General features: G+C 63.8%; 14 protein-coding genes. 9 read left to right on the top strand and 5 right to left on the bottom strand.

All coding sequences use genetic code 11. The features are described from left to right. The first annotated feature begins 177 nt into the window (after positions 1-177). The 3 genes from NKH57_RS23150 (at position 178) to NKH57_RS23160 (ending at position 3814) form a co-directional block, all read left to right on the top strand. A complete protein-coding gene (locus NKH57_RS23150) occupies positions 178-858 on the top strand; it encodes an isochorismatase family protein (protein WP_352947572.1) in 681 nt (226 codons plus the stop codon). A gap of 11 nt (positions 859-869) precedes the next feature. Then, positions 870-1817, top strand: coding sequence for an alpha/beta hydrolase (locus NKH57_RS23155; RefSeq protein WP_352605914.1), 948 nt, complete (start codon positions 870-872; stop codon positions 1815-1817). 356 nt (positions 1818-2173) lie between these two features. Further along, positions 2174-3814, top strand: coding sequence for an ABC transporter substrate-binding protein (locus NKH57_RS23160; protein WP_352947575.1), 1641 nt, complete (start codon positions 2174-2176; stop codon positions 3812-3814). Positions 3815-4333: 519 nt separating this feature from the next. On the opposite strand, the gene NKH57_RS23165 is transcribed toward NKH57_RS23160, so the two are convergent. Both NKH57_RS23165 and lepA read right to left on the bottom strand, forming a co-directional pair. Beyond that, positions 4334-4849: a hypothetical protein gene (locus NKH57_RS23165; RefSeq protein ID WP_352730355.1), complete on the bottom strand. Its 516-nt coding sequence runs from the start codon at positions 4847-4849 to the stop codon at positions 4334-4336. Between the two features lie 508 nt (positions 4850-5357). Continuing rightward, complete coding sequence (gene lepA, locus NKH57_RS23170; protein WP_352730353.1) at positions 5358-7163, bottom strand: translation elongation factor 4; 1806 nt, start codon at positions 7161-7163, stop codon at positions 5358-5360. A gap of 187 nt (positions 7164-7350) precedes the next feature. On the opposite strand from lepA, the gene NKH57_RS23175 reads away from it, so the two are divergent. Both NKH57_RS23175 and NKH57_RS23180 read left to right on the top strand, forming a co-directional pair. Continuing rightward, positions 7351-8529, top strand: a complete 1179-nt coding sequence (locus tag NKH57_RS23175; RefSeq protein WP_352947578.1) for a TadE/TadG family type IV pilus assembly protein — start codon at positions 7351-7353, stop codon at positions 8527-8529. A 105-nt stretch (positions 8530-8634) separates the two neighbouring features. Next, positions 8635-9006: an endonuclease domain-containing protein gene (locus NKH57_RS23180; RefSeq protein WP_352947580.1), complete on the top strand. Its 372-nt coding sequence runs from the start codon at positions 8635-8637 to the stop codon at positions 9004-9006. A 290-nt stretch (positions 9007-9296) separates the two neighbouring features. Here NKH57_RS23180 and NKH57_RS23185 read toward each other — a convergent pair whose 3' ends face one another. Then, a complete protein-coding gene (locus NKH57_RS23185) occupies positions 9297-10283 on the bottom strand; it encodes an IS5 family transposase (RefSeq protein WP_352947582.1) in 987 nt (328 codons plus the stop codon). Between the two features lie 190 nt (positions 10284-10473). Here NKH57_RS23185 and NKH57_RS23190 point away from each other — a divergent pair, with 190 nt between their 5' ends. The 3 genes from NKH57_RS23190 to msrA all read left to right on the top strand — a co-directional run bounded on the left by NKH57_RS23190 (position 10474) and on the right by msrA (position 12376). Next, positions 10474-11172 (top strand): DUF1223 domain-containing protein, encoded by a 699-nt coding sequence (locus NKH57_RS23190; protein ID WP_352730349.1) that lies wholly within the window; start codon positions 10474-10476, stop codon positions 11170-11172. 100 nt (positions 11173-11272) lie between these two features. Further along, on the top strand, positions 11273-11533 hold the full coding sequence (locus NKH57_RS23195) for a hypothetical protein (RefSeq protein WP_352730347.1): 261 nt from the start codon (positions 11273-11275) through the stop codon (positions 11531-11533). 111 nt (positions 11534-11644) lie between these two features. Beyond that, entirely contained in the window at positions 11645-12376 is a 732-nt protein-coding gene (msrA, locus tag NKH57_RS23200; protein WP_352947586.1) for a peptide-methionine (S)-S-oxide reductase MsrA, read from the top strand. A gap of 209 nt (positions 12377-12585) precedes the next feature. Here msrA and NKH57_RS23205 read toward each other — a convergent pair whose 3' ends face one another. Both NKH57_RS23205 and NKH57_RS23210 read right to left on the bottom strand, forming a co-directional pair. Next, entirely contained in the window at positions 12586-13590 is a 1005-nt protein-coding gene (locus NKH57_RS23205; RefSeq protein WP_352947589.1) for a cytochrome d ubiquinol oxidase subunit II, read from the bottom strand. A gap of 108 nt (positions 13591-13698) precedes the next feature. Further along, positions 13699-15060, bottom strand: a complete 1362-nt coding sequence (locus NKH57_RS23210) for a cytochrome ubiquinol oxidase subunit I (RefSeq protein ID WP_023762216.1) — start codon at positions 15058-15060, stop codon at positions 13699-13701. Between the two features lie 236 nt (positions 15061-15296). Here NKH57_RS23210 and NKH57_RS23215 point away from each other — a divergent pair, with 236 nt between their 5' ends. Beyond that, positions 15297-16223 (top strand): ABC transporter ATP-binding protein, encoded by a 927-nt coding sequence (locus NKH57_RS23215; protein ID WP_352730341.1) that lies wholly within the window; start codon positions 15297-15299, stop codon positions 16221-16223. Positions 16224-16228 lie beyond the last annotated feature (5 nt).

Raw genomic sequence — 16228 nt, forward strand, 5'->3', positions numbered from 1 at the left:
GAGATTGGCAGCGTCGCCTACGGCGCTTTTTCCTGCAGCTTTGGTGATTGGCGAAGGCATTCGCGACGGCCGATCTCCCCCCTTGAGGGGGAGATGCCCGGCAGGGCAGAGGGGGGTGCTGTCCCACCGGCATAGGGACGAGTCTTGGGCTGCTCCGCCCGTGGATGAAGGCGCGGCATGAAAACCCCCATCGCCATCAAGCGCGGCACCGTGGCCGCGATCTTCATCGACCTGCAGGAAGAGCACCGGCAGGACAAGCGCTATCTCGTCGACGGTTACGCAACGGTCCTCGCCAACGTCCAGCGCCTGCAGGCGGCGGCGCGGCAAAACCATGTGCCGCTCTACCACTGGGCCTACATCGTCGACCTCGACAGCCAGGACCGGCCGTTCCATCCGGTCGGTGAGGACGGCAAGTCGGCCTTTTCCGACAAGAGCGATCCGCTGACCGAGATCTGCCATGAGGTGGCGCCGGCTGATGGCGAGGCGCTGCTGGTCAAGGCCGAGGCCAGCGCCTTCCGTTCGGGGCCGGCGGCGCGCGACATCAAGTCGGCCGGCATCGAATGGCTGGTCGTGTCGGGCGTCTGGACCGAGGCCTGCATCGACGCTTCGGTGAAGGACGCAGTGGCGAAAGGTTTTCACGTGCTGCTGGTCAAGGATGCCTGCGGCAGCGGCAGCGCGGCCATGCACCAGACCGGCATTCTCAACCTCGCCAACCGGCTCTATGGCGGCGCCGTCACCGACACCGATGGCGCCTGCCGGCTGCTGGCGGGCGAGACCGTCACCGCCTGGCAGGTCGAAGGCTCGGTGCCGCTGCGCTTCACCTTCGACAACGCGGCCGCGCTCTACGCAGACCTATGACTGCCGAAAGCATGACTCGGGGCAAATACGAAACCCGGCTCGACCCAGAGCTCTGGGCCTATATCGACGCGGTCAACGCCTGGTATCCACCCGAGATGCCCGGCCTGCCGATCGACAAGCAGCGCGCCGTCTATGACCGGATGAGCCGTGCCTTCCATCAGGGCCGCCCGCCCGGCGTCACGGCCAGCGACAGCCTGATCGCCGCGGCCGGCCGCGACATCCCGATCCGCCGCTACCGGCTCGCCGGCGCGGCCGCGAAGGCGATGGTGGTCTACTATCATGGCGGCGGCTTCATCCTCGGCGGGCTCGACAGCCATGACGACATCTGCGCCGAGCTCTGCGCCGGCACCGGTTTCGACGTGCTGTCGGTCGACTACCGGCTGGCGCCGGAGCATTTGCACCCCGCAGCCTTCGACGATGCCGTCACCGCCTTCGAATGGGCGGCCGCCGCCACCGACCTGCCGCTGGTGCTGTGCGGCGAAAGCGCCGGCGGCAATCTCGCGGCTGGCGTGGCTCAGGCGACCCGCCGGCACGCCAGTGCGGCCATCGGCCAGGTGCTGATCTATCCCGACCTCGGCGGCGACGAGACCGCCGGCTCCTATGTCGAGCACGCCGAAGCGCCGCTTCTGTCGCTGCACGACATCGCCTTCTATCGCGACGTCCGCTCCGCCAGGCGGCAATCACCCGGCGATCCGACCTTCCAGCCTTTGCGCGACACCGACTTCTCCGGCCTGCCGCCAACAGTGATCGTTACCGCCGAATGCGACCCGCTGTCGTCGGACGGCGAGACCTACCGCGACCGGATACTTGCCGCCGGCGGCAAGGCGTGGTGGCACGAGGCGCCGAAGCTGGTGCACAGCTTCCTGCGCGCCCGCACGACTGTGCCGGCCGCGGCGGAAGCGTTTGCGCGGATTGTTGCGGCGGTTGGTGCGCTGGGCCGGGGTGATCTCCCCCCTTGAGGGGGAGATGTCGCCGAAGGCGACAGAGGGGGTCGTCGCACGTAGAGCGCTAGCATCATCTTTTTGAAAGTACGAGGTCGCGTCCCGTCGTGCCGACCCCCTCTGGCCTGCCGGCCATCTCCCCCTCAAGGAGGGAGATTGGCGCCGCGCCGTTGGCGCATCTCTCCCAGCGCGGCTGCAAAGTATAAGCGCACTGCCGACTCCCCCTGCGGAGCACCGCACAATCACTGCGGAAAACCGAACACTCCCCAGCGTCACCCCGCTCTATCATTCCCTCAGGCAATGGCGTCCCGGCGATCGCATCCGTCCCCCGCGTCTGTCGATCGGCCGGGGCGCCCAACAACAGGGGAACGACGATGAAATTCATGCTGACCGACCGCAAATTGCACCCGCAGGCAAAACCCGTCGCCGACGACTTCAAGAGCGGCGGCATCAACCGCCGCGAATATCTGGCCTTGATGGCCGGCCTTGGTGTCAGCGCCGCCGGCGCACTGGCGCTGGGTGGGCTGGCCCCCACGCCTGCCCGCGCGGCGGAACCCAAGAAAGGCGGCGTCCTGCGCGTCGCCATGAACGTCAAGGGTTTCAAGGACCCGCGCACCTTCGACGGCGTCGAAATGTCCAACGTCGCCCGCCATTGCAACGAATATCTGGTGCGTTGGAACACCGACTTCTCCTTCGAGCCCTGGCTGCTCGAAAGCTGGGAGGTGAGCGACGACGCCAGGACGCTGACGCTGCATGTGCGCAAGGGCATCTCCTGGTCGAACGGCGACGCCTTCAACGCCGACGATGTCGTCCACAACCTCACCCGCTGGTGCGATGCCTCGGTGGCCGGCAATTCGGTCGCCGCGCGCATGGGCGCGCTGGTCAATGCCGACACCAAGAAGGTTGTCGACGGCGGCATCGCCAAGGTCGACGAGTTCACGATAAAACTCAATCTGCCCAAGCCCGACATCTCGCTGATCGCCGGCATGGCCGACTATCCCGCGCTGATCATGCACCGCTCCTATGAGGGCGACGGCGATCCGATGAAGGCGCTTGCCATCACCACCGGTCCCTGCGAGCTGGTCAGCTGGGATGACGAGACAGGCGCCGAGGTGAAGCGCAAGGATAAGCCCTGGTGGAAGGGCGAATTCCACCTCGACGGCATCAAATGGGTCGACTACGGCTCCGACCCCAACGCCATGATGTCGGCCTTCGAATCCGGCGAGATCGACACCGACCACGAGACCGCCTCCGATGCCGTCTCGCAGACCGAGCAGATGGGCCTCAAGAATTCCGAGATCGCCACCGGCTCGACCATCGTCGCCCGCTTCAATGTCGGCAACGCGCCCTATGACGACGTCAAGGTGCGCCGCGCCGCCCAGCTCGCCGTCGACAATTCCGCCGTGCTGGCGCTCGGTCTCGGCGGCCGTGGCAAGCCCGCCGACAACCATCATGTCGGCCCCATGCATCCCGAATATGCCGATATCGGCCCGGCCAAGCGCGACGTCGGCCAGTCGAAGAAGCTGCTCGCCGAGGCCGGCAAGGCCGACCACGAATTCGAGCTCATCTCCGTCGATGTCGAATGGCAAAAGAGCACCGGCGATGCCATCGGCGCGCAGATGCGCGAGGCGGGCCTCAAGATCAAGCGCACCGTTCTGCCGGCCGCGACCTTCTGGAACGACTGGAGCAAATACCCCTTCTCCTGCACCGAATGGCTCGGCCGCCCGCTCGGCGTCCAGGTGCTGGCGCTGGCGTATAAATCCGGCGCCGCCTGGAACGAAAGCGCATATGCCAACAAGGAGTTCGACGAACTGCTAGACAAGGCGCTGGCGACCCCGGACGCCAAGGCGCGCAAGGAGATCATGGCCAAGATCGAGCTGAATTTGCGCGACTCAGGCATCATCATCCAACCCTACTGGCGCTCGGTCTACCGGACGTACCGCAAGGGTGTGGAGGGTTGCGAACAGCACCAGGCGCTGGAACAACACTTTGAGAAGGTGTGGATTGAGAGTTGAGCCTTCGCCATTCTTGGGTTCCTCGCCCCCACGGAAGTGGGGGAGAGGTGGCCCGGCGAAGCCGGGACGGAGAGGGGGACGCCCTCCGCAATATCAAAGCCGCATGATGGGTAAGAGCCGAACGATAAATTCCATCGGGTGCTTTCAGGCGATAGACCTCCCAACGCCGCGCAGGCCCCTCTCCGTCCCGGCTTCGCCGGGCCACCTCTCCCCACATCGTGGGGCGAGGAACTAAGGCAGCGCCTACGGCCCGACCATCACAAGGCGGCGCAGCCCCTCCGGAAACGGCTTTCCGGCCGCAACGCCGGCGTTTCGGTTTGCAACGCTGGTGATTGGCGAAAGCAGCGATGACAGCGTCCTTCGCCCCGTTTACGGGGAGTTGAGGAGTGGTCCGCGTAGCGGACGAAAAGCCAACTGCTTGGCTTTTCGAACGACGAGTGGCGGCAGCCAAATGAGGGGCGGCGCCAGCGTTGGTCTTCCGTTCTCCCACCGCGGAGAAGGCAAGACGCGCCGACCCGTTCACCTCTCGGTCTTCACCAAAGTCCAGATCCAGCCGACGAAGGTCAGCACCAGGAACGGATAGCCGGCGGCGGGCAGCGGCGACGAGGTCGGCAGTAGGCGCGCGCCCCACAGGATCATGCAAGCCGAGACGACAAACAGCCCTGCGGCCACGAGCGCGGTGAGCCGCATCCACACGGCGAAAGTCTTCGGTGCGCTGACCATGACAAGTGCGGCCGCCCACAGCGAGATGCCGCCGACATAGGAGGGCACGCTGGCCTCAAGCCCTGCCGCATTGCCGGCCAGCAGCAGGCTCTCGCCGGCGAGAAAGGTCAGAAATCCGGCAGCTATGCAGTCATTGCCCAGCCGCTGGTATTTCATCGTCAGCAGCGCGGTCGCCACCACCAGTGCCACGCCGTCGACGGTCCACAGCGTCTCGCGCAGTTCGGCGCTGGCGACGAAGGTGCCGGCAAGCCCGAAAGCGCCACCGATCGCCAGGCCGGTCGCGGCAACGATGTCCAGCGGGTTGGAACGCATTTGAAATCTCCCCCAAGCCCTGCTGAGGATACTCCTGGGCGGAACGTTCTCAAAGGGGTAGCGCGAAGCGGAAAACGGCGGAGGTGTCGAGAAGCCCTCGGGCGATCCGGCCTTGTCACGCCCTCGCCTGCGGTCGAGAAGTGGCCGACGCGAATGCCGGTGAGACAGTTGCCTGAGCCCGCGTCGGCCACTGGCGAACCGAGGTCCGCCGCCCGATTTTTGTAGCGCCCCATCGCGGCACGAGCAACCAAGCCAAGGCCATCGGTACGTATTCGTACAAACGTGATCTCCGCGTGCCGATGCCAACAGCGCGGGGACCCTGGAACATTCAAAAAAGCGCTCGGTGCCCAGATAGCCTGGGCGCCGCCTCCTGGAGAGTAATCTACACCGCTCTGCGTCAACGCATCACCAGCGGGGCACATTGCCCCCGGCAACTCCACCGCTTTCGAAGCCTGCCATCGATCCACCGGATCGATGAATTGGCGCGCTTCGCGCGCCAATCGGCTTCTCAATCCCCCATCTTCAGCGCCTGAATAAACGCCTCCTGCGGGATATCGACCTTCCCAAACTGGCGCATCCGCTTCTTGCCTTCTTTCTGCTTGTCCAGCAGCTTGCGCTTGCGCGAGACGTCGCCGCCGTAGCACTTGGCGGTGACGTCCTTGCGCAGCGCCGAGATGGTTTCGCGGGCGATGACCTTGCCGCCGATCGCGGCCTGGATCGGGATCTTGAACAGATGGTTCGGGATCAGTTCCTTCAGCTTCTCGCACATCTGCCTTCCGCGCTTTTCCGCCGCCGTGCGGTGCACCAGCATCGACAGCGCATCGACGGGCTCCTCATTGACCAGGATCGACATCTTGACGAGGTCGCCCTCCTTGTAGTCGGTGAGGTGGTAGTCGAACGAAGCGTAGCCCTTGGAGATCGACTTCAACCGGTCGTAGAAATCGAAGACCACTTCGTTGAGCGGCAGATCGTAGATCAGCATGGCGCGCTTGCCGACATAGGACAGGTCGGCCTGGATGCCGCGCCGGTCCTGGCAGAGTTTCAATATGCCGCCGAGATAGTCGTCGGGCGTCAGGATGGTGGCGCGGATCCATGGCTCCTCGATGGCGGAGATCTTCACCACATCGGGCATGTCGGCCGGGTTGTGCAATTCCTTCATCGAACCGTCGTTGAGCAGCAGCCGGTAGACGACGCTGGGTGCCGTGGCGATCAGGTCGAGGTTGAACTCGCGTTCCAGCCGCTCCTGGATGATTTCCAGATGCAGCAGGCCAAGGAAGCCGCAGCGATAGCCGAAGCCGAGCGCGGCGCTGGTTTCCATTTCAAAGGAGAAGCTGGCGTCGTTGAGGCGCAGCTTGCCGACCGCGGCGCGCAGATCCTCGAAATCGGCGGCGTCGACCGGGAACAAGCCGCAGAACACCACCGGTTGCGCCGGCTTGAAGCCGGGCAGCGCCTTGGCGGTGGCGCGCTTGTCCTCGGTGATGGTGTCGCCGACGCGGGTGTCGGCCACTTCCTTGATCGAGCCGGTGAAGAAGCCGAACTCGCCGGGGCCAAGCTCGTCGACATTGATGCGGGCCGGGGTGAACACGCCGGTGCGCTCGACCAGGTATTTGGCGCCGGTCCCCATCATCCGGATGGTCTGGCCCTTCTTCAGCACGCCGTCGATGATGCGCACCAGCACGATGACGCCGAGATAGGCGTCGTACCAGCTATCGACCAGCATCGCCTTCAGCGGCGCTGAAGCATCGCCCTCGCGCGGCGGCGGCAGCTGGTGGACGATGGCCTCCAGCACATCGGGAATGCCAAGCCCGGTCTTGGCCGAGATCAGCACGGCGTTGGAAGCGTCGATGCCGATCACCTCCTCGACCTGCTCGCGGATGCGCTCGGGCTCGGCGGCCGGCAGGTCGACCTTGTTCAGCACCACGACGATCTCGTGGTTGTTGTCGATCGCCTGGTAGACATTGGCCAGAGTCTGAGCTTCGACGCCCTGCGAGGCGTCGACCACCAGCAGCGACCCCTCGCAGGCGGCGAGCGAGCGCGACACTTCATAGGCGAAGTCGACATGGCCGGGCGTGTCGATCAAATTGAGGATATAGTCCTCGCCATTGTTGGCGTGGTATTTCAGCCGCACCGTCTGCGCCTTGATGGTGATGCCGCGCTCGCGCTCGATGTCCATCGAGTCCAGCACCTGCTCCTTCATGTCGCGCAGCTCCAGCCCGCCGGTCAGCTGGATCAGCCGGTCGGCAAGCGTGGATTTGCCATGGTCGATATGGGCGACGATGGAGAAATTCCGGATGTGGTCGAGGGGCGTGCTCATGTCGCGCGCTTTAGCAGGGGCGGCTTGCTGCGGCAAGCGGCACAGCCAATGCCGGGCAAGTGCCGCCGGTGCTTGTCGCTCATTACGCGCTTTCGCGAAAATCAATAAACATTAACCAAGTCCGTTAGAGCATAATTGTGGACTGCCATGTTAGCCGGTGAGGATATTCCGATATAAGGATCAAGGCATGCGGGGGCTGGCAGGCAGGTTTATCAGGTCGCGGAGCGGCGCGTTCGCACCGATACTCGTTCTCGTCATGATTCCGCTGATCACCGCGATCGGTTTTTCGGTCGACTACACCTCGGCGGTCCAGACCAGGTCGACCGAACAGGCGGCACTCGATTCCGCGATCCTGTCGATCACCACGATGGATACCGCCTCGACGAAGGCGCAGCGCCAGGTGGCGATGCAGGCCTCCTACGTGGCCAATGGCGGACAGGGCACCGCGACGCTGAACACTTTCGACGTCAGCGCCAACGGCACCGCCACGGCGCAGGCCACGGCGAGTTACCCGATGCCGACCGTTTTCATGCAGATCGCCAGGATCCCGACGGTGGCGATCGGCGTCTCGTCGGCGGTGAACAAGACGCCCGCACTGGTCGCAGCTACATTCAACGTCGATCACGTTTCAGGCTACTGGAACAAGACCATGACCTTGTACGGACTGCCGTTCGGTTCGACCTCCAGCACCACACCGACGACCATGATGAAGGTCAACTATGTCTACAAAGGCTATAACTATTCCTATACGAGCGGGGGTAAGACTTATACCGCTGCCGACCCGAAAGGTTACGGCACGACAACTATTTCCACTGTGTCGGGAACAACCTCGACGCAGGTTCAGAGCCAAGTGTGCACGACAGTAGGGTCAAAAACCGATTTCACTCCCACTGCTGGAGTTTACAGAAGCACCGCGGTAGCAAAAAGCGGAAACACGAGCGGCTCCACCATCTATTTCAAGACAACGTGCGCGACCACGAATTCCGCCGGAAACACCAGTGGCGCAACAATCAATGTGAGCACCATGGACCAGCTCTATCTGCAGATGGATGTGCCGTCCGGACCGGTCAACCCGCTCAAGTCGAACAATGCAGACACGTCGAACCGGCTCTACCTCGGCGCCGGGTACAGTACTGCTGCACAAAGGGACCTGGACCCTTCCAAATACCTCCCTGTCGAGGTTAAAGGCAACACGGTCGTCGACATCTTCGGCGCTGTGCCCTGCAGCCAGACCAGCGATCAGGCATGGGAAGACGGCGGCAACAATCCTCCACTGCCTGATGTCACGAACGCCGACTTCTTCTACAGCGTGACCGGCAAGTGCGACTTCAACAAGCGGCCCTCCAACACGGTGCTGACGCAGTAAGCTGCGCTCTTGGCCTTCTCCCTGCGGTAGAAGGTGGATTGGCGCGCAGCGCCAAGACGGAAGAGGGGTGCTGGACGGAATACAACGGCCGGGTAATCTGGCGCCATGCCGCATCAACCTGTTCTGCCAGCCAAACGAAGCTTCGCCCATTCGCTCCGGCACAAAATGACGGAGGCAGAAGGCAGGCTGTGGCATGAACTGCGCGACCGCAGGCTCGACCGGATAAAATTTCGGCGCCAGGTTCCCGTCGGAAGGTACATTGCCGATTTCGTCTGCTTCGAAGCTGGCCTCATCATCGAGATCGATGGCAGCCAGCACGCGGGGTCGGATTCTGACCGTGTCCGCAAGGCAGACCTGGAGGCGAGGGGCTTTCGCATTCTGCGCTTTTGGAACGACGATGTTCTGAAAGACTTGAACGCCGTCTGCGACACCATCATCGCCTATGTACGAGATATGAGTCTCCAGCCGTGGCGATAGGGGCTCCGACTTCCCTTCTCCCCTTGTGGGAGAAGGTGTCGCCGAAGGCGACGGATGAGGGGTGTTCCAGGGAATGCCAACGCCTCATTCCCTGGAACACCCCTCATCCGTCTCGGCGCTGCGCGCCGATCCACCTTCTCCCACAAGGAGGGCTTTGCATGAAGGGTGTGCTTAACCTGATTGGCCTACTGAGCGTCTTTTGAAGGCGTCTAAGGCCTCGCCTTGTCGCCCTGGCGCGGCATCGACCGGCATCATTGGCCCGATCGGGTCGATTTTGGACGCACTCCTCCTCACGCCCGCCTCTCTTTGGGTGGATACAGGACACCGATCATAGTCCGCAGATTGTAGGCGCATGCCGCCAGCATGCACTGCGTGCGGTTGGTCGCAAGGTTGAAGAAGCGCATGCGCCGCATGCCGTAACGCTCCTTGAACACGGCGAAAGGCCGCTCAACCGCCGCCCGCACCTTGGAGATCAGCCGGTTGCGCAGCTTGTCGCGCGGCGGCAATTCAGGGTGATGCTTGTTGGGCCGCCGCATCAGGCGATCCTTGATCTTGGCCTCAGCGAGCCGGTCATGCCTGGCATGGGTGTAATAGGCCTGATCGCCATAGACCGCCTTCTCATCGCCGCAGATCAACCGGTCGGCCGGCTCGGTGTCGGTGACTGAAGCGTCGCTCACCTCGACGCGCCGGATCAAGGTGTGCCCCTGGTCGACGCCAATGTGCATCTTGTAGCCAAAAGTGCTCTTCTTGCCCTTCTTGCCCCAGCGCGCATCCTTGTCCGCCGACGGCTTGACCGGGCCGTGGTGGCCCTTCTTCGGCTGCTTGGGCGGCCGGCCGGGGGATTGCATGAACGAGGCATCGACCAGCGTGCCGCGCTTGACGATCAGGCCTTTCGTCTCCAGCTGCCGGTTGATCTCCTCAAACACCTTGTCGATCAGCCGCTCACGCGTCAGCTCGTCGCGAAAGCGCCATAGGGTCGAATGGTCGGGCGTACGGTCCGAGAGGCTGAAGCCAACGAAGCGGCGAAACGACAGCCGGTCACGGATCTGCGCCTCAAGCGCTGGATCGCTCAGCCCATGCCACACACCCAGCAGAAGGCAGCGCACCAGCAATATTGCCGGGTAGCTGGCGCTACCCGGGCCGCTGCTGCTGCGCGGGCCAAGCAGCTTGCTGATCGGCTCCCAGTCCAGCTCTTTCGCAATCAGGTCGAAGATCGTCTCATCCGACACCGCAAGACCGTCCGCCAGACTCAACTGACCCAGAACACGATCCACCATCGCGAATCTCCCTGCTCCAACCTCACAACAGAATCACTGATCGGCTTCTGTGCAAAGATCTCACAAGGGGAGAAGGGAAGAATTGAGCCTGATGATCACAAACCGGTGAGCGCTGTAACGAAGCGGCAGACAGCGGCGAAGTGGGGACATGAGCGGCGCATCCGGGCGCCGGCGCCACGGAGCAAGCCGAATGTCAGGGTCCAGCAAGTTCGTCACAGTGTCCAGCCTTTGCGCGCTTGCACTCGCAGTGTCGCTCGGTGCGGCCGCTGCCCTGCCGCTCACGGTGGTCGAGCTGTTCACCAGCCAGGGCTGTTCGTCCTGCCCGCCGGCCAACGCCAATCTGATCAGGGTCAAGGACCAGCCCGGCGTGCTGGCGCTGTCCTTCAACGTCACCTACTGGGACTATCTCGGCTGGAAGGACACGTTCGGCCGCCAGGAATTCACGCAGCGCCAGGTCAGCTACGAGCCGCCGCTCGGCCATGACGGCCCGTTCACGCCGCAAGTGGTGGTCAACGGCCATGCCGATGCCGTCGGCGCTGCACCCGGTGAGATCGAAAAGCTGATCGCAAGCACTGGCCGCATCGGCGGCCCGTCGCTGTCGATCGACCGCGGCAAGGTCAGCATCGGTGCCGGCACGGTGCCTGGCGGCAGGGCCGATGTCTGGCTGGTGCGCTATCTCAGGGGAGTCGTCCAGGTGCCGGTGGCGCGCGGCGAAAACACCGGCCGCACTTTGCCGCATGCCAATGTCGTGCATTCGCTCAAGAAAATCGGCGGCTGGACCGGCGCCGCCGCGGTGCTCGATCTGCCGCCGGCTTCGGACGGCCTGAGCACCGCCGTGCTCGTCCAGTCGCCAGGCGGCGGGCCGATTCTGGCCGCAGCAACCAACTAGATCACGCTTCAAAAGAGATTGCGCAAACGCCGCACGCGCGGCGCCGCATAGAACGGCCGCCAGGACAGCGCGCCCCACTATCAACCCCAAGGAGACCATCATGACCACTCTGTTCCGCCTGACGCTGCCTGCCCTCGCTTTCGCTCTGTGCTCGACGGCGCTGTTTGCCGGCGGCATCGCCCGTGCCGACGACGCGATCAATGCCATGAAGCCGGCCGCGGACGCCATGCAGCCTGCAACCGATGCGATGAAGCCCGCCGACCCGATGGCCACCAATTCGATGAAGCCGGCCGCCGATGCCATGAAGCCGACGGCTGACGCGATGAAACCGGCAACCGATGCCATGAAGCCGGCCAACTAGGCCGATTGCCGGCGGCGCACGCGAATGTGAGCCCCCGCCGCAACTCGTGCGTCGCGCCGCCGTCCCTGATCCAATAGACTGATCCCAATGGAAGGCATGAGGAGTGCAACCATGACCGACATCAAGACACCAAACCGTTCGCTTGGCTTTGTCAAAGGCGCGCTCGCCGCACTTGCGCTGGCCGCCGCGGGCGCCGCTTTCTGGCTGACGCCGGCGGTTTCTGCCGAGGACGCGGTGAAGATCCCGCCGCCGGCTTTGGACGAAAAGGCGGCGCCCGGCAGTGAAAAGGCAATCTTCGCCGGCGGCTGCTTCTGGGGCGTGCAGGGTGTCTTCCAGCACGTCAAGGGTGTGACCAAGGCCGTATCCGGCTACACCGGCGGCGACAAGGACAGCGCCGTCTACGAGACCGTCGGCACAGGCCGCACCAGCCACGCCGAATCCGTCGAAATCACCTACGATCCGTCCAAAGTGACCTATGGCCAGCTGCTGCAGGTCTATTTCTCGGTCGCCCACAACCCGACCCAGCTGAACTTCCAGGGACCGGACTCCGGCACGCAGTACCGTTCGACGATCTTTGCCGAAAACGATGCGCAAAAGAAGATCGCGCAGAGCTACATCGCCCAGCTCGACCAGGCCAAGGTCTTCCCGGAGCCGATCGTCACCACGCTGGAAACCGGCAAGACCTTCTATCCGGCCGAGAATTATCATCAGGATTTCCTGACGCTGAACCCGAACTATCCCTACATCGTCTACAACGACCTGCCAAAGGTGGCGAACCTGAAGGCGCTGTTCCCGGCGCTGTACAGCGAAAAGCCGGTGCTGGTGCTGTCGGCGAGCAATTGAGTTCTCTCGAAACGTCGGCGCTAAGCACCCCCCTCTGCCCTGCCGGCCATCTCCCCCTCAAGGGGGGAGATCGGCAGCTCCGCTGTCCCACTCGCCCTACTGCGTTGATAGTTGGCGAAAGCAACTAAGCGCGTAATCTCCCCCCTTGAGGGGGAGATGGCCGGCAGGCCAGAGAGGGGCGCCTCGCGCTGGCGTGCGCCGCTGGGCGATCAATCATACGTCAGATCCGTCGCCTTGCCCCCGAACACGCGGTAGGCATAGAACGAATAGAAGATGATGATCGGCAGCACGACCACGGTGCCGGCCAGGATGATGGCCAGGCTTTCCGGCGCCGAGGCCGCTTGCCAGATGGTCAGGCGATCCGGCACCACGAACGGATAGAACGACCAGGCCAGCCCGGCAAAGCCGAGCGCGAAGATCGCGGCCAGCGTCAGGAACGGCGTCAGCGAATGGCGGTCGTCGGGCTTCGGCAGGTGGAATGTCTGCCGCCACAGCCACAGAAACAGCAGCGCCGACAGGATCGGCAGCGGCGACAGATAGAGCATCGAGGGCCAGACGAACCATTTGTCGAAGATGCGCGGGCTGGCGAGGGGCGTTGCCAGCGAGATGGCGACCATGCCGAGCGCGGTCAGCACCAGCGTCGTGCGCAGCCAGCGCACCGCCTTCTTCTGCAGCTCGCCCTCGGTCTTGTAGATCACCCAGGCCGCGCCCATCGCCCCGTAGGCCGCGGCCAGGCAGAAAGCCACCAGCACGCCGAACGCCATGCCGCCGAAGCCGACATCGAGGCCGAGCACGTAGACGCCCAGCATATAGCCCTGCGCCAGCGAAGCGATAATGGAACCCAGGAAGAAAATACGGTTCCAGCGGTGCTTGTGCTCGGTCGGCACCTTGGCGCGGAAATCGAAGGCGACGCCGCGCAGGATCAGCCCGACCAGAAGCACGAACACAGGAATGTAGAGCGCGGTCAGGATGACGCCATGCGCCTGCGGGAAGGCGACCAGCAGCAGGCCGACGGCCAGCACCAGCCAGGTTTCGTTGGCGTCCCAGAACGGGCCGATGGCGGCGATCATCGTGTCCTGCTCGGCATCCTGCGCCGCGGCGAACAGGATGCCGATGCCGAGATCGAAACCGTCGAGAATGACGTAGATCAGGATGGCGAGGCCCATCAGGCCGGCGAAGATGAGGGGGAGCGCGGTTGGCCAGTCGAAGGTCATTGATCTCTCGTCCTTCTCATTACGGCTTCTGCCCTTCGCTATGGCTGCGGGCGTTCGTCATTCGAAAAGCCAAATCGTTGGCTTTTCGTCCGCTGCGCGGACCATTCCTCACTCCCCCGCGGCCGGCTGCGACATCGGCGCGTTGAGCACGCCCGGCAGCGGCGAGTTATCGCCATCCTTCGCCGCCTTCAGCGCCAGGTGCACCAGCACGCCGAGAAAAGCGATCAGCAACAGCACATAGAGGACAAGGTAGATGGCGAGCGTCAGCGCGACATGGCTGCCGGCCACCGGGCCGACCGCGTCGGCGGTTTTCAGCACGCCGGTCACCAGCCAGGGCTGGCGGCCGATCTCGGTGGTGTACCAGCCGGCCAGCGTCGCCAGCCAGCCCGACAGCGCCATCGGCACCATCAGCAAAGCGAGCGGCTTCGGCAGGCTGTGCCGACGCTTGAGGAAGAAGGCCGCCGACCACGAGACGAGGAGCATCAGGATGCCGGTTCCGACCATGATGCGAAAGCCCCAGAACACCGGAAACACAGGCGGATGGTTGCCGGGATAGTCGTTAAGGCCCGGCACCACGCCGCTAGTCGAGTGCCGCAGCACCAGGCTGGCGCCGTCGGGAATGGCGATCTCGAATTTGTTTTCGCGGGCCGCCTCGTCGGGGAGCGCAAAAAGGACCAGCGGCACGTTGGGACCGGTGTTCCAGTTGGCCTCCATGGCAGCGATCTTCTGCGGCTGGTGCTCCAGCGTGTTCAGCCCATGCTGGTCGCCGGCGAAGATCTGGATCGGGATCAGGATCGCTGCGGTGAAGACACCGGTTCGCAGCGCCTTCCACATCGATTCCGAGCGGTCGCCGTTGAGATAGCGCAGCGCCGACAGGCCCGATATCAGGAATGATACCGTCAGCCCGGAGGCGAGCAGCATATGGGTCAGCCGGTAGGGCATCGATGGATTGAAGAGGATCGCCCACCAGTCGACGGCATGCGCCACGCCGTCACGGATCTCGAAGCCGGCCGGTGTTTGCATCCAGGAATTGAGCGCGATGATCCAGAAGGCCGAGACGGTGGTGCCGCCCGCCACCAGCACCGTCGCCAGCGTGTGGATGCGGTTGGAGACGCGGCGGAAGCCGAACAGCATGATGCCGAGGAAGGCCGCTTCGAGAAAGAAAGCGGTGAGAATTTCGTACGCCAGCAGCGGTCCGGCGATGTTGCCGACCGTTTTCATATAGCCCGGCCAGTTGGTGCCGAACTGGAAGCTCATGGTGACGCCCGACACGACGCCCATGGCGAACGACAGCGCGAACACCTTCACCCACGTGAAATAGGCGCGCATCCAAGCGGAATCATTCGTCGCATTGTAGCGCAGCTTGAAGAACAGCAGCACCCAGCCAAGCGCAATGGTGATCGTCGGAAACAGGATGTGGAACGAGATATTCGCGCCGAATTGCATGCGCGACAGGACGAGCGGGTCCATGGTGGGCTCCGGCTGCTACGAATGCTTGGAAGAATAGGGCGCGAGCCGTGCCTGGTCAAAGCGGCGTCGCGTCGCGCAGGGCGGAAGGCCGCAGCGCCCCGATATGGCGTCGGCGTGCCCGGCCTCGACGCCCGCAATCGTTGTCGAGAACTGTCAGCAACGGCATTGACTTGCAGTTGCATGGGACGACATTCGGCCTATATCAGGGAACCTCTTTCAAGCAGCCGTTTTCAGCCATGTCTTCCATCCTGTCTATTTCCGGGGTCTCCAAGACCTACGCTACTGGTTTCACCGCGCTCAAGGAGGTCAATCTCGACATCCAGCGTGGCGAGATATTTGCGCTGCTTGGGCCCAACGGCGCCGGCAAGACAACCCTGATCTCGATCGTTTGCGGCATCGTCAACCGCTCGTCGGGCACCGTCACCGTCGACGGTCACGACATCAACAGGGATTATCGCGCCGCGCGCAGCCTGATAGGGCTGGTGCCGCAGGAGCTGACCATCGACGCCTTCGAGAGCGTCTGGGCGACGGTCAACTACAGCCGTGGCCTGTTCGGCAGGCCGGCCAACGCGGCCTTCGTAGAGAAGGTGCTGCGCGACCTGTCGCTGTGGGACAAGAAGGACGCCAAGGCGATCACCCTGTCGGGCGGCATGAAACGCCGGCTGATGATCGCCAAGGCGCTGTCGCATGAGCCGCGTGTCCTGTTCCTCGACGAGCCGACCGCCGGGGTCGATGTCGAGTTGCGCCAGGACATGTGGGCGATGGTGCGCCGGCTGCGCGAGGACGGCGTCACCATCATCCTAACCACGCATTACATCGAGGAAGCCGAGGCGATGGCCGACCGCGTCGGCGTCATCAACCGCGGCGAGATCATCCTCGTCGAGAACAAGGCCGAACTGATGCGCAAGCTCGGCCGCAAGCGGCTGGTGCTTGAACTGCGCAATCCGCTGCCCGCAATTCCGGAAGCGTTCTCGCACTACGCGCTGGAGCTGTCGGGCGATGGCGGGCAGCTGACCTACACCTACGACAACCAGGCCGAGCGGCCGGGCGTCGCCTCGCTCATCCGCGACCTCGAGGCGGGCGGCATCCAGTTCCGTGACATCGACACGCAAAACAGTTCGCTCGAGGAGATCTTCGTCAACCTGGTGAGAAGAGAGCCATGAACCTG

This window comes from Mesorhizobium sp. M1050, from assembly GCF_040318715.1.
Lineage (GTDB): Bacteria > Pseudomonadota > Alphaproteobacteria > Rhizobiales > Rhizobiaceae > Mesorhizobium.

Bases quoted from the DNA above. Each gene is read 5' to 3' on its own strand.
- NKH57_RS23195 (WP_352730347.1), top strand. From the start codon at position 11,273: ATGACCACTCTGTTCCGCCTGACGCTGCCTGCCCTCGCTTTCGCTCTG.
- NKH57_RS23150 (WP_352947572.1), top strand. From the start codon at position 178: ATGAAAACCCCCATCGCCATCAAGCGCGGCACCGTGGCCGCGATCTTC.
- NKH57_RS23185 (WP_352947582.1), bottom strand. From the start codon at position 10,283: ATGGTGGATCGTGTTCTGGGTCAGTTGAGTCTGGCGGACGGTCTTGCG.
- NKH57_RS23175 (WP_352947578.1), top strand. From the start codon at position 7,351: ATGCGGGGGCTGGCAGGCAGGTTTATCAGGTCGCGGAGCGGCGCGTTC.
- NKH57_RS23165 (WP_352730355.1), bottom strand. From the start codon at position 4,849: ATGCGTTCCAACCCGCTGGACATCGTTGCCGCGACCGGCCTGGCGATC.
- NKH57_RS23205 (WP_352947589.1), bottom strand. From the start codon at position 13,590: ATGACCTTCGACTGGCCAACCGCGCTCCCCCTCATCTTCGCCGGCCTG.
- NKH57_RS23180 (WP_352947580.1), top strand. From the start codon at position 8,635: ATGCCGCATCAACCTGTTCTGCCAGCCAAACGAAGCTTCGCCCATTCG.
- lepA (WP_352730353.1), bottom strand. From the start codon at position 7,163: ATGAGCACGCCCCTCGACCACATCCGGAATTTCTCCATCGTCGCCCAT.
- NKH57_RS23210 (WP_023762216.1), bottom strand. From the start codon at position 15,060: ATGGACCCGCTCGTCCTGTCGCGCATGCAATTCGGCGCGAATATCTCG.
- msrA (WP_352947586.1), top strand. From the start codon at position 11,645: ATGACCGACATCAAGACACCAAACCGTTCGCTTGGCTTTGTCAAAGGC.
- NKH57_RS23155 (WP_352605914.1), top strand. From the start codon at position 870: ATGACTCGGGGCAAATACGAAACCCGGCTCGACCCAGAGCTCTGGGCC.
- NKH57_RS23160 (WP_352947575.1), top strand. From the start codon at position 2,174: ATGAAATTCATGCTGACCGACCGCAAATTGCACCCGCAGGCAAAACCC.
- NKH57_RS23215 (WP_352730341.1), top strand. From the start codon at position 15,297: ATGTCTTCCATCCTGTCTATTTCCGGGGTCTCCAAGACCTACGCTACT.
- NKH57_RS23190 (WP_352730349.1), top strand. From the start codon at position 10,474: ATGTCAGGGTCCAGCAAGTTCGTCACAGTGTCCAGCCTTTGCGCGCTT.